Here is a 26291-nt window from a genome sequence, read left to right on the forward strand (position 1 = left end):
AAGGGGGAAAATAATTCGTAATTCGTAATTCGTAATTATTTTCTCCCCTTAATTAACACGTTGTGTTTCTACGCAATTTCTAACGAATCAAGTCGTAGGAAATATCTGTCTTAGAAGGAATGTTGGTGTTGCGATCGATTTCTTCAAACAGGGTGTTTACAGTCCAGTTGAGGAGGTTGATCACACCTTGATAACCAATGGTGGCATAGCGGTGTAAGTGGTGGCGATCCATGATGGGGTAGCCGATTCTCACGAGGGGAATCTTGGTGTCGCGCCACAGGTACTTACCGTATGTGTTACCAACTAAGAAGTCTACTGGTTCGGTGAACAACAGTGAACGCATGTGCCACAAGTCCTTACCAGGCCAAACAGTTGCATGTTGACCGAAGGGGCTAGAAGCAAGCAGTTCTTTCATTTCTGCTTCAAATACTTCGTTGCTGTTGTGAACCAAGATATGCACAGGTTCAGCACCCATTTCTAGCATAAAGCCAACTACGCTGTATACTAAATCTGGTTCGCCGTAGATAGCGAAGCGCTTGCCGTGAATCCATGAGTGAGAGTCAGTCATGGCATCAACTGCACGACCGCGTTCGATTTCCAATTCTTGAGGAATGGGAATACCACTCAGTTCGCTGAGTTTCATCAAGAACTCATCAGTACCCTTAATGCCCCAAGGACGGGAAACTGAGGTTGGTTGCTTCCATTCTTTTTCGATGTACTCGCGGGTTTTGGGTGTAGAGTGTGCTTGCAGAGCGATCGTAGCTTTCGCGTTGATTGAATCTGCTGCATCTTCTAGCTTTGTTCCACCTGGGTACATATCGAACTCACCTGTGTTTGGTGAATCCAAGTAGTCGCTGTTGTCGGCTAGAATTGTGTAGTCAAAGCCGAACAGAGAAGCAATCCGCTTGATTTCGCGGTTGTTACCTACGTAGGTGTCAAAACCTGGGATGAAGTTGATTTTACCATTGCTGGTTTCTTTCTTATGACCTGCGGTCAAGTTAGAAAGAATTCCCTTCATCATGTTGTCGTAACCAGTGATGTGGGAACCGACAAAGCTAGGGGTGTGAGCGTAAGGTACTGGGAAATCTTGAGGAACTGAACCAGCTTGCTTAGAGTTGTTGATGAAGGCTTGTAAGTCATCACCAATTACTTCTGCCATACAGGTGGTGCAGACAGCAATCATCTTAGGCTTGTACAGTTGGTAAGAGTTCGCCAAGCCGTCAATCATGTTTTGCAGACCACCAAACACGGCTGCATCTTCAGTCATTGAAGAAGATACACCAGAGAATGGTTCTTTGTAGTGACGGGTTAAGTGGGTGCGGAAGTAAGCAACGCAACCTTGAGAACCTTGAACGAAAGGTAGAGTACCTTCAAAACCAACAGCAGCAAAGATTGCTCCTAGTGGTTGGCAGCCTTTAGCAGGGTTAACGGTTAAAGCTTCACGAGCGAAGTTCTTTTCACGATAATCCCAACCCTTTGTCCACTCTGAAACCCGTTTTACTTCTTCGGGATCGTGACCATTTTCAAACTGCTTTTTGTTTTCAAATAGCTGTTGGTACTCAGGTTGGTGGAATAACTCGACGTGATCTTGAATTTTTTCTGGATTCTGAGGCATTTCTTCTGGACTCCAAGGTTACTGAATTCTTTACTGATTGAGGTGCGAGTGGGATAGAGACGCGATTAATTCGTTACAGACGCGATGAATCGCGTCTCTACAAGGGAGTGGGAATATGATTCAAAATTCAAAATGCAAAAATCAAAATAAATTTTTAATCTTTCAATTTTGAATTTTGTATTCCCAACTCCCCCCTGGGGTTTTAGCCCCAGGTTATCCTTACTTATCTCACTCTCCCATTTCCCTAAACGGCAGCCTTAGCCTTAGCTTCAGCCTTCTTAGCCTGAGCTTTTTCATTCCAAGGAGCGCCAATTAATCCCCAGGTTGGGCTGTTGAGTGCTAAGTCCATGTCACGTGCGAAGATGGCAAAGCCGTCATAACCGTGATAAGGGCCGGAGTAATCCCAAGAGTGCATTTGACGGAAAGGAAGACCCATCTTTTGGAAGACGTACTTCTCTTTCACACCAGAAGCTACTAGGTCAGGCTTCAACGCCTTGATAAATTCCTCGAATTCGTAAGCGGTAACGTCGTCATAAACGATGGTGCCATTTTCGATGTAGTGAGTGGTACGTTTGTAATCGTCATTATGAGCGAACTCATAACCTGTACCAATCATCTTCATGCCCAAGTCTTGGAAAGCTGGGACAACGTGGCGAGGACGTAAACCACCAACCATGATGGCTACAGTCTTACCATCCAAGCGGGGGCGGTACTTAGCAACTACCGCATCCATTGTGGGTTGATACTTGGCGATAACTTTCTCAGCGTTTGCTTGGATTGTTTCGTCAAACTTGGAAGCGATTTCCCGTAAAGATTCAGCAATCTTGGTGGGGCCGAAGAAGTTGTATTCCAACCAAGGAATACCATAAGCTTCTTCCATGTGACGGCTGATGTAGTTCATCGACCGGTAACAGTGGATGAGGTTCATCTTCACATTGGGGGTCATCAACATTTCGTTGATGGTGCCATCACCTGACCACTGAGCGACTACGCGCAAGCCGATTTCTTCTAACAGGATGCGGCTAGCCCAAGCATCTCCACCGATGTTGTAGTCACCAATGATGGCTACATCATAAGGAGTACCTTCAAACTTGAGTGTACCGTCTTTTTTCGCTTGGTCGGATCTGGTGAAAACCCAGTCACGAACCATGTCGTTAGCAATGTGGTGTCCTAAAGATTGGGAAACACCCCGGAAGCCTTCGCAACGTACAGGTACAACTGGCTTGCCAATTTCTTTGGCTGTCTTCCGAGCTACTGCTTCGATGTCATCCCCAATTAGACCGATGGGGCATTCAGATTGAATGGAAACACCACGGTTGAGAGGGAAAAGTACATCAAGTTCTTGGATTAGCTTGACAAGTTTCTTGTCACCACCGAACACGATATCTCTTTCTTGGAAGTCAGAGGTGAAGTGCATGGTACCAAAGGTATCAATACCTGTGGTGCCGATGTAGTAGTTACGACGACCAGACCAAGACCAGTAACCGCAACCTACAGGCCCGTGGCTGATGTGGATCATGTCCTTAATAGGACCCCAAACCACACCTTTAGAACCAGCATAAGCACAACCACGAGCGGTCATTACCCCAGGAAGGGATTTGATGTTAGACTTAACGCCGCAATCGGACTTACCTTCTTCGTATACACTTAAGTGCTTTTCCCGTTTTTTCTTAGCTTTATCGGGGTAAGCGTCTAGAACTTCTTTAATTAGTTCTTTTCTTTCTTCGATGATGTTTTGATTTTCTGGAGGTGTCATATTTAGCCTCTGTGACTCGTAAGGATCAGGCATAGGGGGACTAGGAGTCCCCTCTAAGGTTAGGGGGGAGATGCTAGGGAGAGGATAAAAGGAAAGATATGAAACTCTTCCTTTTTCCTTGTGCTAAATCGTTATTTCTTAGCGGCTACTTAGACTAAGCTTGAGCAGCAGTCTGACCAACCAACTTGGCAGCATTTTCTTCGCTTTCGAGAATACCAAATTCAATCAACAATTCTTCTAGTTCTTCCATTTCGATGGGTGTAGGAATAGACAGGTTTTTGTTGTTGATGATCTTGGTAGCCAATGTCCGATATTCGTTAGCTTGGTTGCTTTCTGGTGCGTACTCGTTAACAGTCATCCGGCGCAATTCTGCGTGTTGAACAATGTTGTCACGGGGTACGTAGTGAATCATTTGGGTGTTCAACCGTTTTGCCAAGGTTTCGATCAATTCGATTTCTCGGTCTGTGTTACGGCTGTTACAAATCAAACCACCCAAACGCACGCCACCGGTGTGAGCATACTTAAGAACACCACGAGCGATGTTGTTAGCAGCGTACATCGCCATCATTTCACCAGATGTAACGATGTAGATTTCTTGTGCCTTACCTTCGCGGATAGGCATTGCGAAACCACCACACACAACGTCACCTAATACGTCGTAAGATACGAAGTCTAGGTCTTGGTAAGCACCATTTTCTTCTAAGAAGTTGATGGCGGTGATAATACCACGACCAGCGCAACCTACACCGGGTTCTGGACCACCAGATTCTACGCAACGAACGTTACGGAAACCGGTCAGCATTACTTCTTCGATTTCGATATCTTCTACTGCACCACGTTCTGCGGCGAGGTGAAGAACGGTTGTTTGAGCCTTGCTGTGCAGCATCAAACGGGTGGAGTCAGCTTTAGGGTCGCAACCGACGATGAGGATGCGTTGACCCATTTCTGCCATAGCTGCCAAGGTGTTTTGGGAGGTGGTAGATTTACCGATACCGCCCTTACCGTAGAAAGCTATCTGTCTTATGTTTTCTTCTGTCATTGTTCGTGTTTCCCTGCAATTGGTTGGTTGGTGGGTCTTTGCGTTTGTCAGTTGCGTTCACGCCAGTTGAGCGACAGTAGTGAGCGCGTGTAGAGCATCGTTGGTAGCGTTGGCATAAATGCCTGCTGGGGGCGATCGCTCCACAGCCAAAATTATTGAAAGTAAGTACATCGATCTTCCTCGTTAAATTTTTTTCTTTTTATCTTTTGTCCTTTGTCCTTTGTCATTTGTTTTGACAAAGAACAAAGAAAATTACGCAATTTACAAATACGTCATAATGTGTTTCAGCTTGCAAGATTCAATAGGACTTGGTGTTGCTATTTGTCAACAATCAATGCATAAGTCCTATTACTTGTTCAAAATAGCGCCCTTCATATTTGTGACGCGATCTAGTGCAGCTTTGGTGTTTTCTGCTGACACTCCACGCACAGCCATTGCTTCACCGAGATGCTTGGCGATCGCATCGAAGTGTGGTTGCTGTAGGTTCATTCCAGCGTGGGTTTTGTCCATTGGACGACCGCCGTATTGCTTTGGCCCTTCAAATATTTGAGCTAAGAAAGCAACTAGATGATTACGTTGCTTTGCCATATCTGTACCAGCAAAAAATGTGTTGAGGGTGCTGTCTGTGGCAATGCGTTTGTGGAGTTCATCTACTACTTGTTCAATAGCTGGTTGTCCACCAATGTTGTCGTACAATGTGCTCATATCCTGTTCCTTTGAAGCGAGTTGGATGATGAAAGAAAGCAAGTAGGCACTTAATCTATGAAGCCTATATGCTGTTAGCCGTCATAGTGATAGGAGTACCAATTCGTAATTCGTAATTCGTAATTCGTAATTCGTAATTAAGAAAGAATTGGTATGAAGCATTGATGTGGAGACAATGATTCGGTTCAAATCCTACTTTCTGTTCCTGGCTGAATGCATATTAGGGCGTATTTGTAGAGTACGTTAAGTCCTACAGCAATTCCTAAACTGCTTCGACTACAAGGCTCTTGCTGACACGATCTTGTAATCTGGCTTCGATCGCAATTTTCAGAGTTGCTGTACTACTAGAACAGGAACCGCAAGCACCTTGCAGTACAACTTTAACGCGATCGCCTTCTACATCATAGAGTTCTACATCTCCCCCATCTGCAATGAGTACGGGTCTGACTTCTTCATCAAGAACCTTTTGAATTAGAGCAATCTTTTGGACGTTTGTTAGCGCTCGTTCCTTAGATGTAACAATTTCTGTGGCAACTTTTACGCCGTAATTGTTGAGAGCAGGTGAGGCGTATTCCTGTTGAACTGATCTAATAATATCATCAATGTTCGCCAGACAGGAACCGCATCCGCCACCAGCTTTTACATAATTTGTTACTTGTTCGGCATCCGTGAGATGATTTTCTAGAATCACGCGACGAATCTTAGACTCGCTGATGCCAAAGCAACTGCAAACTAATGCACCTTCATCATCATCATCGTGGGTAGCTAGAGGTATGCCACGATAATTGTAGATAGCGGCTTCTAGGGCTTCTTGTCCCATGACAGAGCAATGCATCTTTGCTTCTGGTAAACCACCCAGGTAATCTGCAATGTCTTTATTGGACACTTTCAGGGCTTCATCTAAGGTTAAACCTTTAACCATTTCGGTTAATGCACTAGAAGATGCGATCGCACTAGTACAACCAAAGGTTTGAAAGCGAGCATCTAGAATCTTATCAGATTCTACTTCCACTTTCAGGTGCAATCTCAGAGCATCGCCGCAAGCAATGCTACCGATTTCGCCCGTTGCAACCTTAACTCCAGCTTCGCCCGTTTCTTCAATTTCTCCCTGATTCTTGGGATCGTAAAACAGTTCTAATACTTTATCGGTGTAGTCCCACATATTAAGTTCCGAGTGCTGAGTGGTGTTAGCGGAAGCGGGGCGTTTAGCCCGTGCTGAGTGGGGACAGGGGACAGGTGATAGGTGATAGGGAATAATCTGTACCCTATAACCTGTACCCTATTCCCTAATTAACGATGCGCCAGTGCTTGTTCTTGTCCTTGCAACCAACCCGCATTATCATTTTTGAAGGGTGAGAGGGCGCGTAAACGTTCTACAATACTGGGCATTACCTCTATTACTTGATCGATTTCGGCTTCGGTGGTGTAGCGACAAAGACTGAAGCGGATAGAACCGTGCAAAGTTGTATAGGGTAAGCCCATTGCCCGCAGGACGTGGGAGGGTTCTAGAGAACCGGAGGTGCAAGCAGAACCGGATGATGCACAGATACCGTATTTGTTCAATAACAGTAGAATTGCTTCACCTTCGATGTACTTGAAGCCGATATTGGTGGTGTTTGGCAATCTCTGCGTAACGTCACCGTTAACGACACAATCGGGAATTTTAGCTAGTAAAGTTTGTTCGAGGCGATCGCGCAGCCTTCTTTCTCTTGTGGTCGCTTCTTCTAAGTGTAACAGTTCTAGTTCCGCAGCTTTGCCCAAGGCGATAATTGCTGGAACATTCTCTGTTCCCGCTCTACGTCCGCGTTCTTGGTGTCCCCCAATCATGAAGGGACGGAACCGAACCCCGCGCCGGATATATAAAGCACCAATTCCTTTCGGCCCGTGAAGCTTGTGACCAGACAGGGTTAACATATCCACGGTGCTAGTTTTCATATTCAACGGGATTTTTCCCACTGCTTGCACCGCATCTACATGGAAGATAGCGCCATATTCTTTTACGCGCAACCCAATTTGCTCAATTGGGAAAACCGTTCCGGTTTCATTATTCGCATACATAATTGTCACCAAGGCGGTGTTACCCGTCAAGGAAGCTTCTAGTTCATCTAGATCCAGCTGCCCTTGATGATTTACTGATAGATAGGTAACACTATAACCTTGGGTTTCTAATTGTTTGCAGACATTGAGTACTGCTGGATGTTCAACTTGGGTGGTGATGATGTGTCGCTTTTCTGGTTGCGCTAACAGTGCGGCTCGAATCGCCGCGTTATCTCCCTCAGTACCGCAACTTGTGTAGACAATTTCTGACTCATCGGCTCCCAGGATGGCTGCAAGTTGTTCTCTTGCTGTTCTCACTGCTTTACCGACTTGCCCACCAAAAGTATGCATACTGGAGGGATTGCCGTAATAATCCGTCAGGTAAGGTAGCATTACCTCTATAACTTCTGGGTCTACCTTAGTGGTGGCATTATTATCGAGATAGATGCAGTTATTTTGCATTGTTGTCTTCAATTACGAATTACGAATTACGAATTATTTAAGCTTCTGCACCCATTGTTTGGGATTGACGCTTTTGCAACTGTTCCGAGTATTTCTGGGAATAGCAGTTAAACCAACGTTCCCAGTAATCTTGTTTATTTGTTAATTTAGCAACTACGCGGTTGTAATTGGCAAACCAGCCTTCCCAGTAATCGCTAGGCTGCTTAACGCAACCGTTGCAGGTGGGACAACCAGCTTTACACTGGGGCATGGTATGAATACTACCAACACAATTTGTACAAAGTTCAGGGTCAATCCAGTGCTGTCCATCAACCACTTTTACTGCATTTGTGGGACATACCGTTAGACAGAGATTGCAGGAAATACACTGGCTAGTAAGAATTTTGTAAGCCATGATTTATTCTCCTTTTGGGGAATGGGGCATTAGAGTTAGGGTAGAGGTTACAGGTGATAGGCAATAATCTGTCCTCTGTAACCTGTAACCTATTCCCTAATTACCTAATTCCTTAACGTATTGCTCGTAGAACTCCAAAGCAACCTTTTCAATTACGTCGTAAGCTTCAACAGTCTTGATTCCAGCTTCTTGCAATTTTTCTTGAGGACAGTTACCAATCTTGGAGACTAAAACTGCTTTGCAATCTGCGATCGCTTTCATAATATGCTCAAAAGAAGCTTCTTCGCCGTATCCACCTTGGCAGTATTGGTCAATTTTGCGGTGACTGACAAAGCGAACTTCGTCCCCACCCACTTCGTAAATTTGGAATTCTTTCGCATGACCGAAGTGTTGGTTAACTAATCCACCGCCTTTGGTTGCTACTGCAACTAAGATTTTAGGACTGTTAGCAAATTTCTTGCCGGCTAGCGCCTTGTCTTTGGCTACTTTAAGTTCTTCTTTAAACTTCTCAATCCCTTCGTGAACGGTAGCGCGTTGTTCCATGTCGTATTCTGGAGTCATTTCCAAGAATTTCTCTTTGGAAAACTCCTGGCTGCGGTCTTCTCCCAATAATCCGACTGCATCGGCACGGCACTGGCGACAGTGACGCATCATTTTCATGTTACCAGAGCAGTTGTCTTGAACTTCTTTGAGTTCTTTGGGTGTGGGGCCGCGTTGACCAGTTAAACCGAAGTGTGTGCCATGTTCTGGTGCAGAAATCAATGGCATGATGTTGTGCAAAAATGCACCTTTCTCACGAATGACTCGATTCACTTCGACTAAGTGATGGTCATTAATTCCGGGAATCATCACTGAGTTAACTTTGCACAAGATGTCAGCGTCTTTCAGGGCTTGCAATCCTTCCATCTGTCTTTCGTGGAGGATTCTTGCGCCTTCAATGCCTCTGTAGCGCTTGCGTCTGTAGTGAACCCAAGGATAAATCTTAGCACCGATCTCTGGATCTACCATGTTAATGGTGATCGTCACGTGATCTATATTTAATTGTTTAATGCGATCGATGTAGTCTGGCAGCATTAAACCATTGGTTGATAAGCACAGCTTGATGTCTGGTGCTTGCTCTGCAATCAACTCAAATGTGCGGAAGGTTTTTTCTGGGTTCGCCAGAGGGTCGCCAGGACCAGCAATTCCCACAACTGTCATTTGGGGAATCTTGCCGCCAATGACCAAAGCTTTGTGTGCTGCTTGTTCTGGTGTTAGCAATTCGCTAACTACTCCAGGACGGCTTTCGTTAGCGCAATCATATTTGCGGTTGCAATAGTTGCATTGAATGTTGCAAGCTGGTGCAACTGCAACGTGCATCCGGGCGTAGTGGTGATGAGCGTCTTCGCTGTAGCAGGGATGTTTAGCAATGCGTTCTTGAAGCTTTTCGTCCCTTTCCACGGTGGCGCTGCTGTTGCTGTCGCAGCCGCAACCACCGGATTTTGCTTGGGTTGTCGATTCCGTAGCGTTGGAGTTGAGGAGTCGTGTAGACGGTGATGTCATTGAATTTCGCAAAAAGGTCGGTGGACTCGGCTGCCACTGTGGGAGATGCTGTTGCTACTCTTTCATGCCCAGAATTGAAGTCGCGTCTTCCACACTGCCTGCAAACCCTTGGGTTCGGGCGACTTGTTTTCAAGTCAGGCAGGCGATAGATATCTGATGTTCGGCTGGTGTGTGTCAACGTTCGGTTCTTGGGTAGAATTTGTGCTTACAGCCGCGACTTCTCTTCACTTCAGGCATGGTGCTATGTCATCCCTCCACTCACTTTTCGCTTTGTTTTGTTTCAGAGCGTTAAGTGATTGGCGATAAAAGATTTATATCAGCCGTCTTGAAGCTAGGCGATATGTGTATCTAGGATAGAATTTATTGGATTTATTACATTTGTACTCAAATACTAAAAACCCTAATTCTTAAAGCATTACAAGAATTAAAAAAGTTTTTTTCGGGTAGGGGTTCTAGTATTTTTTGGTTGGGGTTCTAGTGTTTATAGATAGGGGTTCAGGATTTCTTTGTACTCAGCTAAAACCCAATCCCAACAAGGAATTTAATCTACTTGTAACTGGGTTTGGGTTATTTCAATGTGTACTCAGATTGCCCTCAAATTCCGTCAAAAGCAGTCAAGACCAAGGGTTTGAGGGTGAAAAACTGGAGTAGTCTACATCGTTCTACTCCAGAAACGTGCGAAATTCAATTCTGTATCTAACATATCATTTTTTTGAGGGTAAAAATGCAATTCATATTTTTTTAATTTTTGCTTTGACAATGATATTCAATTGTGGTTCTAAGTCTTATCTGATAAGCCATATAAGCTAATGGGGATAGGTGTGTTGCTGCACATAATTTTCAAAAAACTTAACTTTCAACTCCTTTTTTTCATTCCCACAATGAGGAGATGGGTAAGAAATTCTCAGATTTTGTGTTTAAGAGAAACAACAAACTACAATCTAACATGATTGAGCGATCGCAATGAATTTTCTGAATTGCTCACTACAAACCTTTGCAAAAAATCTAACCCCCTTCCTGATGCGGGAAGAAGAAAAGTTTAAAGTCTCTCTTCTTTTCAGAGAGAGGTTTTCCAGATACCGTTCTTTGTTGCTGATACTATTTGGCTACAATCAAACCAAGCGTAAAAATCTTAGTTTCGTTATGATCGCCATCCCCCAACAGCCGCCAAAAATGACCGTTGAGGAATATCTCGAATGGGAACCTCAGCAAGACCTTCGCTACGAATATGCCAATGGCGAAGTGTTTGCGATGACAGTTGGTACAATTCCGCATAACGACATTGCACTTAATCTCTACAGAGCTTTGTACCCTCATCTGCGTTCCAGAGGTTGTCGAGTGAATGTGTCAGATGTGAAAATGCAACTCACGCCCCAGAGCCGCTATTATTATCCTGATGTTATTGTCAGTTGCAACCCTCAAAACCTGAATGCCCGCAATTTTATTCAACATCCCAAGCTGATTGTCGAAGTTCTTTCCCCAGGTACAAACGCTAAAGATCGGGGTGAAAAATTTACTTATTATCTGACAATCCCCAGTTTGCAAGAATATCTCTTGATTGACTCGGAAAAAATCTCTGTTGAGCGTTACTGTCGGGGTGAGGGTAAGATGTGGCTTTACTATCCCTACACGGCTGAAGATATGGTCACTCTATCGAGCATTGAATTTGAGTGTCCGATTGAATTGCTGTATGAAGGTGTTGTATTTACCACTGAAGAATAAAGAGAATGTTCCGTGTTAACTCTTAAAGAGCGATGTCTACGACGGGCTGCGCCTACGCACTTTAAGCAACTGCATAGCCAGTGTAGGGTACTAGCTGCCATACAGGTGTAGTTTTAGACTGATATTGATAGATATTTTAGGAAATTTATGGCTGCGCCTAGCATCTTCGTTAAATGCAATGCGTAGGCGTAGCCAATCGTAGACATCGCTACACTGTAGTCATAAGCTGTCTAAGTTCATTCACGAAAACAGGGTAGCAGGAGGAATGCAATGAAAGCAGTGGTTATCCGTCGGTATGGCGCGGCTGAGGTGTTGCACTATGAAGATGTGGAGCAGCCGAAAATTGAACCAACGCAGTTACTTGTGAAAGTTCGTGCTAGTAGTGTTAATCCCATTGATTGGAAAATCCGTAAAGGGATGTTGAGTTTGATTACCGGCAGTAATTTTCCAAAGATTCTGGGGTTTGATGTGGCGGGAGATGTGGTAGCCGTTGGCTCTGGTGTCACCCGTTTTAAAGCAGGAGATGCTATTTATGGCAGTACTAGCTTTCCTGGAGGAGGTTATGCCGAATTTGCAGCTGTTCCAGAAAATGTGGCGGCTCTTAAACCAACGAACTTATCTTATGAAGAAGCTGCGGCTGTTCCCTTAGCAGCGCTCACGGCTTTGCAAGCCCTGCGAAATGAGGGAAATATTCAAACAGGACAAACTGTTTTGATTAATGGTGCTGCGGGCGGTGTAGGCAGTTTTGCAGTACAAATTGCTAAGGCTTTAGGGGCAGTGGTAACGGGAGTTTGCAGTACCAAAAACTTGGATTTGGTGAAATCTCTCTTAGCAGACCGCGTGATTGATTATACGCAGCAAGATTTCACCGAAGATATAGCGCAGTATGACATTATCTTTGATGCAGTGGGTAAGCGATCGCTCTCACAAACCAAAAGAGTCCTCAAACCCAACGGAATTTATATCACCACGCTACCCAGCCCTGAAGTCTTCTTAGAGGGCATCTTAACAGCATTCCTTCCCGGTCAAAAAGCGAAATTTATCCTAGAAAAACCCAACACTCAGGACTTGGTTTATCTGAAAGAATTGATTGAAGCGGGTAAAATTCGTGTGGTGATTGATCGCACATATCCCTTAGAAGAATTAGCGGCGGCTCATGATTATAGCGAAACTGGGCGTGTAGTGGGTAAAATTGCGATCGCAGTTTCTAGTTGACTTTCCAAAGATCCTCTCAAACCTTTTTAAATTTTGGATTTTAAATTATTCAATCCCTTCGGGTGACGCTCGTTCGCTCTTAGCGTCTCCCCTTCTCCCAAAGGGGAGATGCTAGCGCCAAGGGAGAAGACCGCGCTGCTTCACCAAAATCCAAAATTTAAAATTCGGTGACTGGTGCTATTTGACTTCTATAAACGAGATTATGTTATCTAAGTCAGCTCCTAAAGATTTATAATCACCAGCACTAAACTCACGGCATCGACCACCTGTTTCATGTTGGCATACACGTAGCACTGTACCCGGTGGTACACTTAATGAGCTAATAGCATCATTACCAACAACCTTTAAGTTACCTTGGTTGGCTTTGTATACTCCTGGGCTTGTAGGAAATGACTGGGAAGCTCCAGCAAAATTAGGGTCTCTGTAGACCTTAACTTGTGCTGACGGCGTAGAGGGGAGATTGTAGGATAGCTTGTAGATGGTGCCGCTGTAGTCATCCGAAATTAACAAATTACCTTGCTGGTCAACTACCATATCTACCGGTCGTCCCCAGACTTCTTGCGTTGAGGGAACTAGCCAACCGTTGACTAAATCCATCTCCTCCCCTAGAGTCTTTGTCGTAATGTTCCAGGGAAAGTAAGCTATTTTGTAGCCCGTTTTCTTTTGCCGATTCCATGAACCATGCAGCCCCGTTACTGCCCCACTTGAGTACAGGCTGGGAAACTTAGTATTTTGTAAGAATGTTAGTCCCAAGGGAGCCGAATGGGCTTGAATACCCTTGTCAATCCTGTCCATTGCATTGCAATTAACACGTCCATCAGCATTAAACTGATAGTCGCGGTCAAATGGCATATTGTTGAGGCCAGTTGATGTGTCAGGATTGGGGTTGCAGAATGGCCAACCGTAGTTACCGCCATCTCGGACTTTTGTAAACTCCTCTGGCGGGTGGTTGTCTACGTAGGAGGGGATAATCTTACCGTAATTGCCACTGCTATCCTTGAAGGGATAGGCGATGTTGTCTCGATTATTAACGACTACCCAAAGGTCATTTGTGCCAGGTAAGAATGCCAATCCTTCGGCATTACGTAAACCTTGGGCAAAAAGCCGCTGATTGGTTCCATTAGCGTCGTACTGGTAAATCGCACCACGCTTCGGGTAACTGACAGTATCTTCCAGGCAGGCATTGCACGTAGAGGCAATCGACACGTATAGTTTGTGATTGGCATCAAGTGCGATATTTTTCAGTTCGTGACCATAAGAGCCTTTGAGTTCTGATGTGCTGCTGTCTGGTAAACCAATCACAACGATTTGGCGATTTTTGGCGATTAAATCTCCAGAATTGTAGATGAAGCGGTTAATTTGATGAGTCTCAGAGATATAAATGTATGTGGTGTTGCCAATTTTATGAAACACAATATCATGTGGCTTGCGTAGACCCGTCACGAAGTCAGAAATAATTGGGTCTTTGCTGCCATTTGGCCGGACAATTAATACTTTACCCGTACTGGGCTGTGACACTAGAAGATCCCCATTGGGAGCAACTGCCATAAAGCGAGCTTGCTTAATGCGAGCATAAACAGAGATAGAGAAATTGGGCGGCACTTTTAAGTAACGGTTAGTATTAAACGGTTCATAAGACATTGTGCTAGGCACTTTCAGCTTGGTTTCGACAGACGCAGGGGGTGGGTTGCCGAACGCTGCGGTGGGAACAACCTCTAAGGACATAAAACTAACTAGTGATGCAGATATTATGCGTCTGAGTATCTGTGTTGGTTTTAGAGCAAACATCATGATTCTGAACTTCCCTCTAGCATTGTGGTGATTTATGTTACACATAACTCTCGGCTAGCCGATTTTTCCGAGAGTTAGAACAAACATTACTCAGGGGTAGTCGTTTTTGAGAACACTTCGTTAAATATATTTATATACCCGTATTTTTCTTAATTTATCAAAAAATGGGTGAATCGGAAGTTAGGCAGAGCGATCGCTCTTTCAAACCAAAAGAGTCCTCAAACCCAAGGGAATTATCACCCCCAAAACCATTATGTATAGAGCTTTAACAGCATTCATCTCCAGTCAAAAAGTCAAGTTTGTGTTTGAACAACCCAACCCTGAAGACTTGGTTTTTCTCAAAGAATTGATTGAATCTGGCAAAATTCATGTGGTGATTAATTGCACATATACCCTAGTACAAGTAGCATCGCCTAAAGATTGTAGCAAGAGTGAGCATGCTGTGGGTGAAATTGCGTAGGCGCAGCCCGTCGTAGACATCGCAGTTAGCAATTGATCTGAAAAATCAACGCGAAACCTCACCCCTTAACCCTCTTCCTTTATAGCTATCCATTCGTAATGTAGACGGTGGGAGGATATTAACTTGAGAGACAGAAAATGTACTCAGGTATAGCCTAAAAGGAGAGACAATACTTTTCGGTTAAGGGGGAAAGGGGAAAGGGAAAGGGTTTGAATTTCCCTTTCCCCATTGCCCTTTAACCTTTCCCCAGACTAAAAGAGAGATTATTGGGTTTAACCGAAAAGTATTGAAAGGAGAGAGGTGAGAGTGTATTGCATACAAGCGATAACCCTTATAAGGAATGGTCAAAAATGACAAACAATGCCCAATCCCTAATCTTCAGGCTGTGGTGATTGTGGATGCTTCAATAATAGGTTCAACTTGTATCGGTGGCGCTTTTTCTTCAAAGGCGGCTAAATCGAACCAAAAAGTGGTGCCAATGCCGACTTCACTCACCAGATGGACTTTACTACGATGTCTATCGATGATATTTCTGACAATCGATAAACCTAAACCCGTGCCTTCTAGGGTGTGAACTCGGTTTTCTACGCGGAAGAAGCGTTCAAAAATTGAGTGTTGATCTTCTGTGGCAATGCCAATTCCAGTATCGGAAATTTCAATTCGCACTGGAGAAGATTGGGTATGACTGGGTTTGAAATCTAGTTGGTAGGCACGGATTGCTACTTTACCACCGGCTTTGGTGAATTTAAGGGCATTACCAATCAGGTTGCCAAACACTTGTACTAACAGATCATAATTACCCATTACCAGGGGCAAATTAGGAGCAACTTCCTGAAGGAGTTCAACACCTTTATCTTTAGCGTTGAGTTGGTAAGTACGCAGTGTTTGCTCGATCGCTTGGGCTAAATCCACGCCATCGAAGTTGTACTGGCGACCAGATTCGAGTTTTGACAAATCCAAAACATCGTTAACTAGGCGGGTTAGGCGATCGGTTTCATGGTTCACTGTTTGCAGAAACTCTTGCCGTTCTTGCAAAGCTAAGTCTTCGCCGTAGTCGTGCAGGGTTTCAATATAAGTTTTGATGTTAAATAGAGGCGTTCGCAGTTCGTGAGAAACGTTGCTGATAAATTGGCTTTTTGCATCGTTTAATTCCACCTCACGGGTTATATCTTGGACAGTAATCGCAATGCCTTTGATGCTTTCTCTTTGCACGTTGAGGACTGTAGTCAAGAGAATGCGGATCGTTCGTGGGGTGGGTTGGTTAATAAAAATTCGGAATTCAGCGCTTTCGCATTCGCCTGCGGCCATTTCGTACAATGGGCGGGTGATTTCCATTTGTACCGCTGGGGGCAAGTGATGTAATACGTTTTGGCCTACCACATCAGCTGCTTCCCAGCCAAAAATTCGCTGTGCTGTGGGGTTGACTAAAATCACCTGCATGTTGTTATCAATCAACACAGCACCATCTGCGATCGTTGAAACTAGGGTTTCTAGCTTGGCTTTTTCTGCGGTCAGTTCCTCAATATTCTGTTCTTCATAGCGCTCTAATCGCTCTGCCATCTCATTAAAGCTTAAAATTAACTCCCCCAGTTCGCCCCCTAAAGGTAAATCAATGCGCTGTTTGAAATTCCCGGTAGCAATTTGCTTCACCCCTACCAGCAGTTCTTTAATGGGCTTGGTGATGGTTAAGGCGTTAATTACACCTGCCAAAATCACCATTACCCAAATCGTGATAAAAACGGCAATGGTAACATCGCGGGTAAAATTGGTAGAGATGACAGCGGTCTGATTGGGGTTGATACCGATCGCTAATACACCTAAGTATTTTTTATTGACGATCAGGGGAATAAACACATCGGTGACTGTTCCATCTGGGGTCATGTGTTGCCGCACCATCGGCTTTTCCCCATCACCAGGGTAGTCTTCTGGCAGTTGTATTCGCCGCTTAATGGTAAGGGAGTTTTCTACCTCCGCTTCCCAAAAAGGAATGCCAAAAAAGATTTCCCCGGTTTCATCAGCGTAGAGCATATAACGCACACTAGAGGTGCTGCTGTAGAAGCGTTGAGAAAATTGGGCGACCTCAGTCAGATTATTGTCAGCAACTAGGGGGGCAACATTGGCAGCAAGTAGCAACCCCAAGTCACGACCAAAGCGGGTGTCATTCATCCGCGCATCCTGCTGAATTGTATTCACAGCCCAGAAGGTCAGACCACTCATCACCAATGAAACTACCATTGTGGCCACAGCCAATAATTTGGTCTGGAGTGTGAACTCCGACCACCAAGTAGCGATCGCATGTCGAATTGTTTTTAACAGACTTAGCATCTTAAATAAAGTTGTTAGTAGTCTTTGTTATAAAGCCCAACAACTAAAAAATTAACAGTTAATTTGACAAACATGTAAGGGGACAGAGAGAGATGGGAAACTCCAGGGGATATTCCTGTAAGGTAGTCTTAACGAATTTACCTCATTTCAGCCATCCGAGTTTATATCCAGTTGAGGATGAACGCGTTAAACCTCATTTTTGCGACTATTGGTTACGCACAGATGAGCAGTCTAACAAAAATCCAACCTGTCGTGATTTTGAGCTAGTTGTCCACCTCAGGTTAGCGGCTGCTAGTAAACACATCAGACTGTATTTAAATTGAATACCTTAGCGATCGCTTATGGGGTTTTCCCCTCTTGCTTCCCACTCGCTACTCTATGCCCAATATCTCTCCGGTAATATATCCCCTCAAACTGAATATATTTGATCCCTGCGTAGGCTTGAGCGATCGCTTGCTCAAAATTTTCTCCGATCCCGGTCACATTTAATACTCGACCCCCATCTGTCACTAATTCTTGTTGCTGGTTCAAGTTCGTACCTGCATGAAATACGGTTGCTCCTGTTGCCTCTGCCTCACCAATGCCAGTAATGACCTGGCCTTTCTCATATTCTCCGGGATAACCGCCTGAAGCTGCAACGACAGTGGCAGATGCTCCCGCTTTCCAAGCAATGGGCGGCAATTCACTTAACCGCTGTTGTACACAAGCTAGAATCAATTCTTCTAGAGGTGTTGCTAAGAGTGGCAAAATCACCTGGGTTTCGGGATCGCCGAAGCGACAGTTAAATTCCAAAACCTTCAAGTCGCCATCGGGTACAATCATTAACCCAGCATACAGTACACCTCGGTAATCAATGCCTTTAGCTCGTAAGGTTGCGATCGCTCTTTCTAAGACTTCTGTTTGAATGCGTGCCATCAACTCTGTTGTAGCAATGGGTGCTGGGGCATAGGCTCCCATCCCACCAGTATTTTCTCCCGTATCGCCGTCACCAATTCGCTTATGGTCTTGAGCTGGCAGCAAGGGTCGAATTGTTAACCCATCCGTTAACGCTAAAACTGACACTTCTTGCCCAATCAAACATTCTTCAATGACGACAAATTCACCAGCACTGCCAAATTGTCCCTGAAAAATTGCATCAACGGCACTTTCTGCCTGCTCAACTGTTTCAGCTACTATTACACCCTTACCAGCCGCCAAGCCATCAGCTTTGACGACAATTGGCGCTCCCTGAGATTGGATGTAAGATTTTGCTGCTGCTGCCTGCGTAAATACCGCACTTCGTGCCGTCGGAATCCCCGCTTCTTGCATCAGGGCTTTTGCCCAAGCTTTACTCGCCTCAATTTGCGCTCCTGCTCTAACTGGGCCAAATACCATTAATCCTTTGTCTTGGAGGTAATCTGTGATTCCCTTCGCCAAAGGCACTTCTGGCCCAACTATCACCAGAGTTATGCCATGTTCTATAGCATATCGGCTCATGCCCTCAAAATCATCGACTGCTAGGGGCAAGTTCTGGCAACGTTCCATACTTGCTGTACCCCCATTCCCTGGTACACAGACAACTTGCTCAATTTGCTTAGATTGCAACAGTTTCCATGCCAGAGCGTGTTCGCGCCCTCCGTTACCTACAACTAAAACTTTCACTGCTTTCCTCGTGCGTTCCTTGCGAAACGAGAATACCTGATTCGGCTCTCGCGGATCAATTTTTTCACCAATGATCACACTTGTACAAGCCCCCTCACGACTAAAAAGGCTGAGGAGGAGGGTGCAAGAAGGAATATAGCTATCGAATTTCTACTGGATTTATTTTTAAAATCCAATTTAGTTAATTAGTAGAATTATAAATGTTATTAATAGCAATAATTCAATAAATATACTTAGATCATTCCAGTGTAAGTACAATATTTAAGTATTTATGATGATTTTTTGGAGCATTGAAATAATTGAGAAAAAAATCATCTTCAGGTAATGACGATCATTGATTACAAGTATTAACCTGTGAATATGGAGATTAATGAAAATATCAAAAAATAGGCAACATGGCTAAAATTATTGTTACTGGAGCCGCTGGCTTTATTGGCTCTCATCTTGCAGAAACATTGCTGCAACAAGGAGAAGAAGTGATCGGGATTGATGAATTTAATGATTACTACGATCCTATGTTAAAGCTTAAGAATGTTGCACACTTACATCAGTCACCCGGCTTTACATTAATTGAAGGAGATATGCAGTTTTTAGATTGGCAGAAACTCCTAAAAGATGTTGATGTAGTTTACCATCAAGCAGCACAAGCAGGTGTCAGAGCGAGTTGGGGTAAAGCTTTTCGAGGTTACACAGAACGAAATATTAACGCTACACAAATTTTGCTAGAAGCAGCCAAAGATGCTAAAGACCTGAAAAGATTAGTGTTTGCCTCATCATCAAGTGTATATGGTGATGCAGAAACATTACCCACTCACGAGGGAATTTGCCCTCAACCAGTTTCTCCTTACGGCATTACTAAGCTAGCGGCTGAAACTTTGTGCAGACTGTATCACAAAAACTTTGGTGTGCCATCTGTATCATTGCGGTATTTCACTGTTTATGGCCCTAAACAGCGCCCAGATATGGCATTTCATAAGTTCTTTAAATCCATTTTACAGGATGAGGCGATTCCTATTTACGGCGATGGACAGCAAACGCGGGAGTTTACGTTTGTTAGTGATGTCGTCGCCGCCAATTTAGCCGCCGCCTCCGCACCCGAAGCAGTGGGAGAAATCTTTAATATCGGTGGCGGTAGCAGGGTGGTTTTAGCAGAAGTCTTAGATACGATTGAAGAAATTGTTGGGAAACCAATTAAAAGAAACCACATAGAAAAAGCTATGGGAGACGCCCGCCACACTGGTGCTGATGTATCTAAAGCGCAGAGAATTCTGGGATATCAGCCGCACATCTCTCTTAAAGAGGGTTTGACACAGGAATGGCATTGGATTAAGTCGTTGTATACCTGATAGGATTTCACCATATTGCTAAAATTTAATCCGCTTGCGTTAGTAGGGACGCAATACGGTTCGGTTAAGGGAAGAGACGCGATAAATCGCCGTCTCTACAAAGGACTGATTATTGTAAAGACGGCGATTTATCGCGTCTTTGTGATCTATAACTTTCATCAAAAAACCTTATCCGAACCGTATTGAGTAGGGACGCACGGCTGTGCGCCCTACAGGGGATTGTGGTTCAAATAAATGAAAAAGGCTGTAATTCCCTCTTTTTTATCCCCCTATTCCCATGATTGAAATTCATCAATGGCGCTACGAATTAAGGAAGTTATTTGAGCGCGACGGGTTTCAAAATTGGCAGCGATGTAAATCAGCAGGATGCCAACTAGCAAGCCAACAATCCATTTTAAAAAAGAGTACTGCAAGCTGAAAATTACCGATTGATAGATTGTAGTGATTAAAAAAGTAGCTGTACCAATGTAGAGAAAAGCCCGCACTCGCAAAGCTAATCCGGCAAAGATGGCGATGAGGCTGAAAATTCCCGGTATCCAGGCTGTATCTTGATTAAATAAAATTGCCCACCCACAAATTAAACCACTACCTAGCACTCTCAGAATATGGCGAGCTGCTTTGTACTCTGGTAACCTCAGTTGGGTATCTACTTGAGCAATATAAAGCAGTGATAGCCCAATTGGCGTGACATACCATAAAACATCAGTCAGGCGTAAGGAATCAAACCATCGGAAAAGTGCCCAATCAATCAACCCCACACTGACATAGGTAAAACGGATGTTTTCACCCACCTTTGCGAGAAAGATGTAGAATCCAGCTGCGAGTACCAAGGTAATGGGGTAAGTTTGCAGTCTGGTTTCCCATAAAATTATCAATGGTATGATGTAGGCGGCTTGCTGCCAAGGTCTTTTAGACCAACCCCAATTTTCCCAAGGTAGAATGTACAGAAAATAGGCTACCACACAAGCGATCGCACCGTTCCAAGGAACTAACGGCCCCGCCCAAAATTGTCCCACTGCTGTCTCGCGCCAATAAACCCTCATCCCGGCTACCTCTAATAAGCCAAGGTAAACCCACATTTCGGCGATTGTGATTCCTCCAAAGATGCTGGGGGAAGTGCGCGAATTTCGTCCCTGAAAGATGGCATAGCGAATCAAAAATACCCCAGTTGCCAATCCCACCAAACGGTTAACTCCAATGGGAAGAGGAATGGCAGCCATTAATAAGCAGCTACTCCAAGCCCAATGAATATGGGCAATTCCTTTCAGTTCTTGGGGAGTCAGGCGTAAGTAGCTTACCAGCCAAGGCGATAGGATGCGGTAAGCATACATAATACTGGCACCAAGGGCAGACATGGCAATCAATCCATCACCTAATGCTCCTCCTGAAGCTTGTAACATTTGATAGAACAAAAGTTCATAAGCAGAAATTGATACGCCAATGATTCCTAAGTACAGCAGGGGTTTAAAGTTCTCGCGCCGTCGCCCCACGCCAATGATAATTAAAGCTACACCCAAGGAATACAAACCTGTCCACTCGGTGAAGGTGTTCAAACGCAGTAATACACTGAATGCACCATAAATTAATGGCAAAATGTGAAAACTGCTAGGAAGCCTTTCTAACTGATGTCGTCGTCGCCACCACTCGCCGACAAGTTGAGCGATTAAACCTAAGCCGATATTTGCGATTGGCAAGCCACGCTCCGCGATCGCAATTTTAACAGTTGAGTGTTCCCCAAATCCCAGCCCTTGGGCAATCAACAATTCTAAACACCAACCGATGCCATAAAATGCCCAATTTGTCGGTTCGCGCCAACTGCGATAAACAATGGCTGCCAAGGTAATTGCAGTAGCAGCTAAGTATAAAAATCCAGAAGTAATAAACCCTGAGTAAATCAGTCTTGAGTGTAGCGTCAAACCCAACAACTCAAAACCACACAATGCGATCGCCCATTTATCACTTGCAGCTGCATATATAACTGCTAATTCGTTACCGCGTCGGCTCAAAACTGTCCGCGCTAACCATAGACTTAAGGTTGCGATCGCTCCTACGACAAACCAACCTGCTAGCGAGAGGCGAGGTAAGCCAGGTACACCTACCCATAGCAGCGCCACAATGAAACTTAGAGCAAATCCTTCTGTAATTACCGCAGATATTTGGTTTCGCAAATAGCGCGTATTGGCGAACATCAATCCCGTACCCACAGCCAAACCGATTAATCTGGTTTCTGGTAGCTGTAAAGTAAGTAACTGAGCAACTCCCACAGCCAAGACACTCAAGTAACGGGTAGTAGTCCGACGTTCTGTAGTTGTGCAATTGGCAACACCCGTGAGAGCTATAGGCGTAACTAGCCATAAGGCTCCCCAATAAGCTTGGCTATCAGCTATGCCATACCATGATGATTCTGCATTCATCCACAATAGGAAAAAACTAGCGGCGGCTAGTCCTAAACCGATATCCCATGCACTACGTTGCCATAGTCCTTCTTTGACGCTAAATCGCCATTCTGCAACCATCAGAGCTAATAAAATACTTGCCCAGACTTGTTGACTTAGGGTTGGTTCCAGCCAATTAATGGTAGAGCAAAATGTCAGTACCCCCATGATGTGAGTTAGATATACCAGCAAAAGAGAGGAGGAGGAGCGGCGTTGAGTGACGAATGCCAGAGTGATTGTGGAAAATAGCAAATTTAGCGATCGCAATGTGGGATTTACAATAGCGATCGTTGTTAAAAAAGTTCCAAATAAGAGGGTGAGCAGTTCACCAAATTTAGCCAATTCTCGCTTTTCGGTGCGATGCAGGCTATCTGTGAGCGCCACCATCAAAATTACGTAGGGAAATAAAGCTATACTCAGCAATGCCCAAGGTTCATTTTGAGAATTGGTGAGTTGGGTGCCAGTTGCGATCGCTAATTTCTGGAAGCTATCAGGTACTAATCGCCAACCTAGCCAAATCGTTTGTAAGCCGATGACAAAAACAGCTGCGAAGTCAGCCTTTAAGCTGTACTGCTGCAAGCGATTTCCCACAAACCACAAACCCAAACCACTCACAGCTATTGCTTGCCAAGGATAATTTACTACCGAAACGAGCCAACCCAGGAAGATTAAAATGCCACCGAGTTTTTCCCAAAGTAAGAGGGATGAGGGGGATGGAGGGGATGAGGGAGATGAAGAGGATGAGGAAGATATTACTGTTACCTCCCCTGCTCCCCCTGCTTCCCCTGCCCTCTCCCATCCCCGCTGTACCAACCAAGTTACCAACCAACCGCAAATGCCAATGGCTAGCCCCAACTGCGTGACATCTACCCCAGCCACAAAAATCGCCCGCACTAGCAGCACTATCAAAGCATAAATAATTACAGCAGCAGACAAGGTAATATTTAAGCTACTGTGCTCGCACCTATCTTCCTCACTTATAGAATTAGGCTGTTGGTAAAGATTATGATAAACGGTAATGATGGTTGTGCCGATCATTGCCACATAAACGGCAATCAAGGGAAATCCTTTTAATTGCCAACCCCAATGCAGATAACTCAGCCCCAGAATATTTGCTAAAGGTAATTTGCCAGTATGTAAATTAGCAAAAATAGTCCGATTTTTGGAGAGTAAAACAGTTATAGCAGTGAGAGTAGGGCAAGCGATCGCAACTACAATCCAATCCACAGGATTTTGCCACAACCGAAAGCTATCCATTGCCCAAAAGTTTACTGGTACTAACAAAAGGGTGACAATCAACAATGTCTGAGCCGTTAATCTGAGATTGCTTTGCCGATTCGCCCAGAAGCTTAATCCCCAGAAACTCAAAGTATAAGCAAATAAAACTCCATACTGTCCAGAGGCGGGAAACCTCTCCCACTGACTAGCAGCCAGTACCCCAGAGGATACAACTACCAGAAATACCCCTAGAAAAAGCAACCAACGGACACTCAGTTCTGCCCCCAAGGACTGCAACATTGTGCTGATAAAGTTGGGTTTAGCTGGTTTTTGTTGCGGTTGTCTACGGCTACTAGATTGTAAAGCTGCTACGGGCAACTGCTGCACGGGGTCGGAAGTGACAAACGCTACCTTTGTTTTAGATTCAGGCTGGGGTTGCAACACCACCGTACACACTAGAAACTCTCGGCATAGCTGCCTTACTTGGGTATCAGATATCAAACCTAAGCGCAGCCATATATCTAGCCCTTCTAATAACTGAGGATGGGAAGATGGCAGCCTGATTTCAAATTTTAGTGGACGCTCAAGGGGCGATGACATAAGTGGCAAGAGTATAACTATATACTTAAGATTGCGTTTTATTAAAGTATATTTTGGCTCTAATTGTGCCACTTCTTAGGCTAATTGACATTAATTTTTAACCTACGAGCAATATTCAAATGTCAACTGTCTGATTTTAGGTTCCGTATTCTAGCCTCCCAACCGTTACATACGCCTATAGGTTTAGTTTTGGTGGATTTTGTTATCGAGAAGGGGGAAAGGGGTAAAGGAAGAAAACCAAGATTCTTTCCCCCATGCGGTATAGAGCAAGTATTTTGAAATATGGAAAACAAAAAAGAAGATTTTTGAGGCACGCAGTGCGATAAAATCAGCATCCATACTTGAAACCCCTATTTTTAAATATGGGGTTCCCTTTCCCCTCATCATCTATGCAGTAACTGCTATATTTTCCAGAGAAAGCCGTTTATTTTCCGTAACTTTGAGTTATAAATTTTCTCAATTCCAGCTTTTAAGAAATCAGAGGGATTGAACAAAAATATGTCAGTAAAACCACTAGTAACCTCTGGTAAATGTTTTTTCTCTACAATTTGAAATCGTACTTTTGGATCAACTAAGTGACTAAGAAGTTGTATTGGTACAATGATGCTATCATCACTAATTAAAAGCGGTTTTTTGCCTTGACTAACAATGTTAGCAATTTGGGGAAATTCTTGGTATTTTTCCGGAAATTTGTTCCACCACATCTGGGCTTGAGAACTGACAGCACAAGATATTATTCCGCCTATAATTACCATGAATACTACAAGTGACCAGAGCTTTTTTCGCCAAATTTTAGGAGAAATAGATGTAATTTTAGTGGTCAATAGATAAGCAACAGCTAACTGTATACCCAAAACAGAAGGAAGCGTATATCGGCTAGTAGCGTATCGCTTTTGCAAGACAAAATCCACTATCAATAGAGGAAGCCCTACAGAGCCAATCAAGGTTAATACAAATAACCAAACTTTTTTAGAGGTTTTTCGCCAAAGAAAATAAATTGAGTAGAGCATTAAAGCTAAAATAATTAAAATAAAAGGAGTCAAGGCAAACTTAATTGTTCCCGGATCGCTAGGGCTAACACCTAAATCAAGAAAGGCACGACTAAAGATACCAGCCCACCTTGTAACTGATTCAAATAATGTTTGTTTAACATTGGCCCAAGTCACTGCTTCAGATTGAGGGTTACTAATAATAATCCAAATCCAGGGTACGAAAGTTATAAACCCCGCCAGTGATGAAATCAGGTAAGAAATCGATGTTTTAGTCAATCGGAAGCGTTCGATTGCAACTACATAAATTCCCTGTGAAAAAGCAACCAAGCTAAAAAATATATGAGTATAAAATCCCAATGATAATGTTGCTGTATAAATGCACCAACTAAGCTTTGTTTTAAGGCGCATGGCTCTCAGCAGTGCTACGCTCGAAATTAAGATAGTTACTATCCATAAACTGTATGCTCGTACTTCCTGTGCATACACAACATGAATAGGTGAAACGGCTACCAATGCGATAGCCATGCACCCTATTAGGGAAGACTCAAATAATTCTTTGCATAGCCAATAAATACAAGGAAAGGTGAGCAGACTAATAAATGCCGAAAAACTTCTGGTTACTGCTATAGAATTGCCAAACCACTGTACCCAAAATCGGTTCATCACAATGTATAGTGGCAAAATCTGTGAGTCTTCTAAAATAATCCCTTTAATTGCATCAATTGTGTTTTTTTCAGGATTGGGATACTGGTATTTATGCAAATCTTCTACGCTAATCAAACGACCATCACTTAACTGCTGATTCATTTCTGTCTGCATATACCCAGATATGCGTAATGATGAAAAAATTTCATCACCCCAATAAAGTTTTTTGTCAAGATTGACAAACCGAAAAAATACACCTACTACTAATAAAATAATGGTTAAAAAACGCAACCAAGATTTAGAAATAAACCAGTTCTGTGACAATTGCTTTTGCATGCAGTTTTCAATCTC

Annotated in this window: 17 protein-coding genes and 1 pseudogene; 4 read left to right on the forward strand and 14 right to left on the reverse strand. The window is 43.9% G+C overall.

The genetic code is table 11. The annotated features are described in order from the left end of the window. Nucleotides 1-79: 79 nt before the first annotated feature. From nifK to nifB, 8 genes are all read right to left on the reverse strand, one after another. Entirely contained in the window at nt 80-1615 is a 1536-nt protein-coding gene (gene nifK, locus ACEYW6_RS04230) for a nitrogenase molybdenum-iron protein subunit beta (RefSeq protein ID WP_179071806.1), read from the reverse strand. Nucleotides 1616-1859: 244 nt separating this feature from the next. Then, entirely contained in the window at nt 1860-3371 is a 1512-nt protein-coding gene (nifD, locus tag ACEYW6_RS04235) for a nitrogenase molybdenum-iron protein alpha chain (protein ID WP_412978835.1), read from the reverse strand. Nucleotides 3372-3525: 154 nt separating this feature from the next. Beyond that, nucleotides 3526-4410 carry a nitrogenase iron protein gene (gene nifH / locus ACEYW6_RS04240; protein ID WP_190932650.1) on the reverse strand — a complete coding sequence of 295 codons (885 nt, stop codon included), beginning with the start codon at nt 4408-4410 and terminating at the stop codon, nt 3526-3528. A gap of 348 nt (nt 4411-4758) precedes the next feature. Further along, nucleotides 4759-5115: a group 1 truncated hemoglobin gene (locus ACEYW6_RS04245; protein WP_412978743.1), complete on the reverse strand. Its 357-nt coding sequence runs from the start codon at nt 5113-5115 to the stop codon at nt 4759-4761. Between the two features lie 262 nt (nt 5116-5377). Further along, nucleotides 5378-6277 (reverse strand): Fe-S cluster assembly protein NifU, encoded by a 900-nt coding sequence (gene nifU, locus ACEYW6_RS04250; protein ID WP_094349931.1) that lies wholly within the window; start codon nt 6275-6277, stop codon nt 5378-5380. 128 nt (nt 6278-6405) lie between these two features. Beyond that, on the reverse strand, nt 6406-7614 hold the full coding sequence (gene nifS, locus ACEYW6_RS04255; RefSeq protein WP_412978744.1) for a cysteine desulfurase NifS: 1209 nt from the start codon (nt 7612-7614) through the stop codon (nt 6406-6408). Nucleotides 7615-7651: 37 nt separating this feature from the next. Then, complete coding sequence (locus ACEYW6_RS04260; protein WP_412978745.1) at nt 7652-8008, reverse strand: 4Fe-4S binding protein; 357 nt, start codon at nt 8006-8008, stop codon at nt 7652-7654. Between the two features lie 96 nt (nt 8009-8104). Further along, complete coding sequence (gene nifB, locus ACEYW6_RS04265) at nt 8105-9550, reverse strand: nitrogenase cofactor biosynthesis protein NifB (RefSeq protein ID WP_412978746.1); 1446 nt, start codon at nt 9548-9550, stop codon at nt 8105-8107. 1143 nt (nt 9551-10693) lie between these two features. On the opposite strand from nifB, the gene ACEYW6_RS04270 reads away from it, so the two are divergent. Further along, nucleotides 10694-11272 (forward strand): Uma2 family endonuclease, encoded by a 579-nt coding sequence (locus ACEYW6_RS04270; protein ID WP_412978836.1) that lies wholly within the window; start codon nt 10694-10696, stop codon nt 11270-11272. Nucleotides 11273-11542: 270 nt separating this feature from the next. After that, entirely contained in the window at nt 11543-12487 is a 945-nt protein-coding gene (locus tag ACEYW6_RS04275) for an NAD(P)-dependent alcohol dehydrogenase (protein WP_412978747.1), read from the forward strand. A 177-nt stretch (nt 12488-12664) separates the two neighbouring features. Here the strand turns inward: ACEYW6_RS04275 and ACEYW6_RS04280 are convergent, their stop codons facing one another. Next, nucleotides 12665-14278 carry a PQQ-dependent sugar dehydrogenase gene (locus tag ACEYW6_RS04280; protein WP_412978748.1) on the reverse strand — a complete coding sequence of 538 codons (1614 nt, stop codon included), beginning with the start codon at nt 14276-14278 and terminating at the stop codon, nt 12665-12667. 214 nt (nt 14279-14492) lie between these two features. Between ACEYW6_RS04280 and ACEYW6_RS04285 the strand changes: the two are divergent. Next, nucleotides 14493-14738: pseudogene (locus tag ACEYW6_RS04285) on the forward strand (zinc-binding dehydrogenase); the annotation flags it as partial. A 378-nt stretch (nt 14739-15116) separates the two neighbouring features. Here ACEYW6_RS04285 and nblS read toward each other — a convergent pair. Then, the gene (gene nblS / locus ACEYW6_RS04290; protein ID WP_412978749.1) at nt 15117-17063 is read right to left on the reverse strand and encodes a two-component system sensor histidine kinase NblS; all 1947 of its coding nucleotides are present in this window, start codon (nt 17061-17063) and stop codon (nt 15117-15119) included. Between the two features lie 339 nt (nt 17064-17402). Further along, entirely contained in the window at nt 17403-18704 is a 1302-nt protein-coding gene (purD, locus tag ACEYW6_RS04295; RefSeq protein WP_412978837.1) for a phosphoribosylamine--glycine ligase, read from the reverse strand. A 395-nt stretch (nt 18705-19099) separates the two neighbouring features. Here purD and ACEYW6_RS04300 point away from each other — a divergent pair, with 395 nt between their 5' ends. Continuing rightward, nucleotides 19100-20050: an NAD-dependent epimerase/dehydratase family protein gene (locus tag ACEYW6_RS04300; protein WP_412978750.1), complete on the forward strand. Its 951-nt coding sequence runs from the start codon at nt 19100-19102 to the stop codon at nt 20048-20050. A 269-nt stretch (nt 20051-20319) separates the two neighbouring features. Here ACEYW6_RS04300 and ACEYW6_RS04305 read toward each other — a convergent pair whose 3' ends face one another. The 3 genes from ACEYW6_RS04305 to ACEYW6_RS04315 form a co-directional block, all read right to left on the reverse strand. Further along, nucleotides 20320-24303, reverse strand: a complete 3984-nt coding sequence (locus ACEYW6_RS04305) for a DUF2157 domain-containing protein (protein ID WP_412978751.1) — start codon at nt 24301-24303, stop codon at nt 20320-20322. A 183-nt stretch (nt 24304-24486) separates the two neighbouring features. Continuing rightward, nucleotides 24487-24642, reverse strand: a complete 156-nt coding sequence (locus tag ACEYW6_RS04310) for a hypothetical protein (protein ID WP_412978752.1) — start codon at nt 24640-24642, stop codon at nt 24487-24489. Nucleotides 24643-24704: 62 nt separating this feature from the next. Further along, entirely contained in the window at nt 24705-26276 is a 1572-nt protein-coding gene (locus ACEYW6_RS04315; RefSeq protein WP_412978753.1) for a glycosyltransferase family 39 protein, read from the reverse strand. Nucleotides 26277-26291 lie beyond the last annotated feature (15 nt).

This window comes from Nostoc sp. UIC 10607 (assembly GCF_047228265.1).
Lineage (GTDB): Bacteria > Cyanobacteriota > Cyanobacteriia > Cyanobacteriales > Nostocaceae > Nostoc > Nostoc foliaceum_A.

What these genes read in the sequence shown, in the direction of transcription:
- nifD (WP_412978835.1), bottom strand. Translation starts at nt 3,371, where the DNA reads ATGACACCTCCAGAAAATCAAAACATCATCGAAGAAAGAAAAGAACTA.
- ACEYW6_RS04270 (WP_412978836.1), top strand. Translation starts at nt 10,694, where the DNA reads ATGATCGCCATCCCCCAACAGCCGCCAAAAATGACCGTTGAGGAATAT.
- ACEYW6_RS04260 (WP_412978745.1), bottom strand. Translation starts at nt 8,008, where the DNA reads ATGGCTTACAAAATTCTTACTAGCCAGTGTATTTCCTGCAATCTCTGT.
- nifU (WP_094349931.1), bottom strand. Translation starts at nt 6,277, where the DNA reads ATGTGGGACTACACCGATAAAGTATTAGAACTGTTTTACGATCCCAAG.
- ACEYW6_RS04245 (WP_412978743.1), bottom strand. Translation starts at nt 5,115, where the DNA reads ATGAGCACATTGTACGACAACATTGGTGGACAACCAGCTATTGAACAA.
- ACEYW6_RS04280 (WP_412978748.1), bottom strand. Translation starts at nt 14,278, where the DNA reads ATGATGTTTGCTCTAAAACCAACACAGATACTCAGACGCATAATATCT.
- ACEYW6_RS04300 (WP_412978750.1), top strand. Translation starts at nt 19,100, where the DNA reads ATGGCTAAAATTATTGTTACTGGAGCCGCTGGCTTTATTGGCTCTCAT.
- nifH (WP_190932650.1), bottom strand. Translation starts at nt 4,410, where the DNA reads ATGACAGAAGAAAACATAAGACAGATAGCTTTCTACGGTAAGGGCGGT.
- ACEYW6_RS04275 (WP_412978747.1), top strand. Translation starts at nt 11,543, where the DNA reads ATGAAAGCAGTGGTTATCCGTCGGTATGGCGCGGCTGAGGTGTTGCAC.
- ACEYW6_RS04315 (WP_412978753.1), bottom strand. Translation starts at nt 26,276, where the DNA reads ATGCAAAAGCAATTGTCACAGAACTGGTTTATTTCTAAATCTTGGTTG.
- nifK (WP_179071806.1), bottom strand. Translation starts at nt 1,615, where the DNA reads ATGCCTCAGAATCCAGAAAAAATTCAAGATCACGTCGAGTTATTCCAC.
- nifB (WP_412978746.1), bottom strand. Translation starts at nt 9,550, where the DNA reads ATGACATCACCGTCTACACGACTCCTCAACTCCAACGCTACGGAATCG.
- nifS (WP_412978744.1), bottom strand. Translation starts at nt 7,614, where the DNA reads ATGCAAAATAACTGCATCTATCTCGATAATAATGCCACCACTAAGGTA.
- ACEYW6_RS04305 (WP_412978751.1), bottom strand. Translation starts at nt 24,303, where the DNA reads ATGTCATCGCCCCTTGAGCGTCCACTAAAATTTGAAATCAGGCTGCCA.
- nblS (WP_412978749.1), bottom strand. Translation starts at nt 17,063, where the DNA reads ATGCTAAGTCTGTTAAAAACAATTCGACATGCGATCGCTACTTGGTGG.
- ACEYW6_RS04310 (WP_412978752.1), bottom strand. Translation starts at nt 24,642, where the DNA reads ATGGATGCTGATTTTATCGCACTGCGTGCCTCAAAAATCTTCTTTTTT.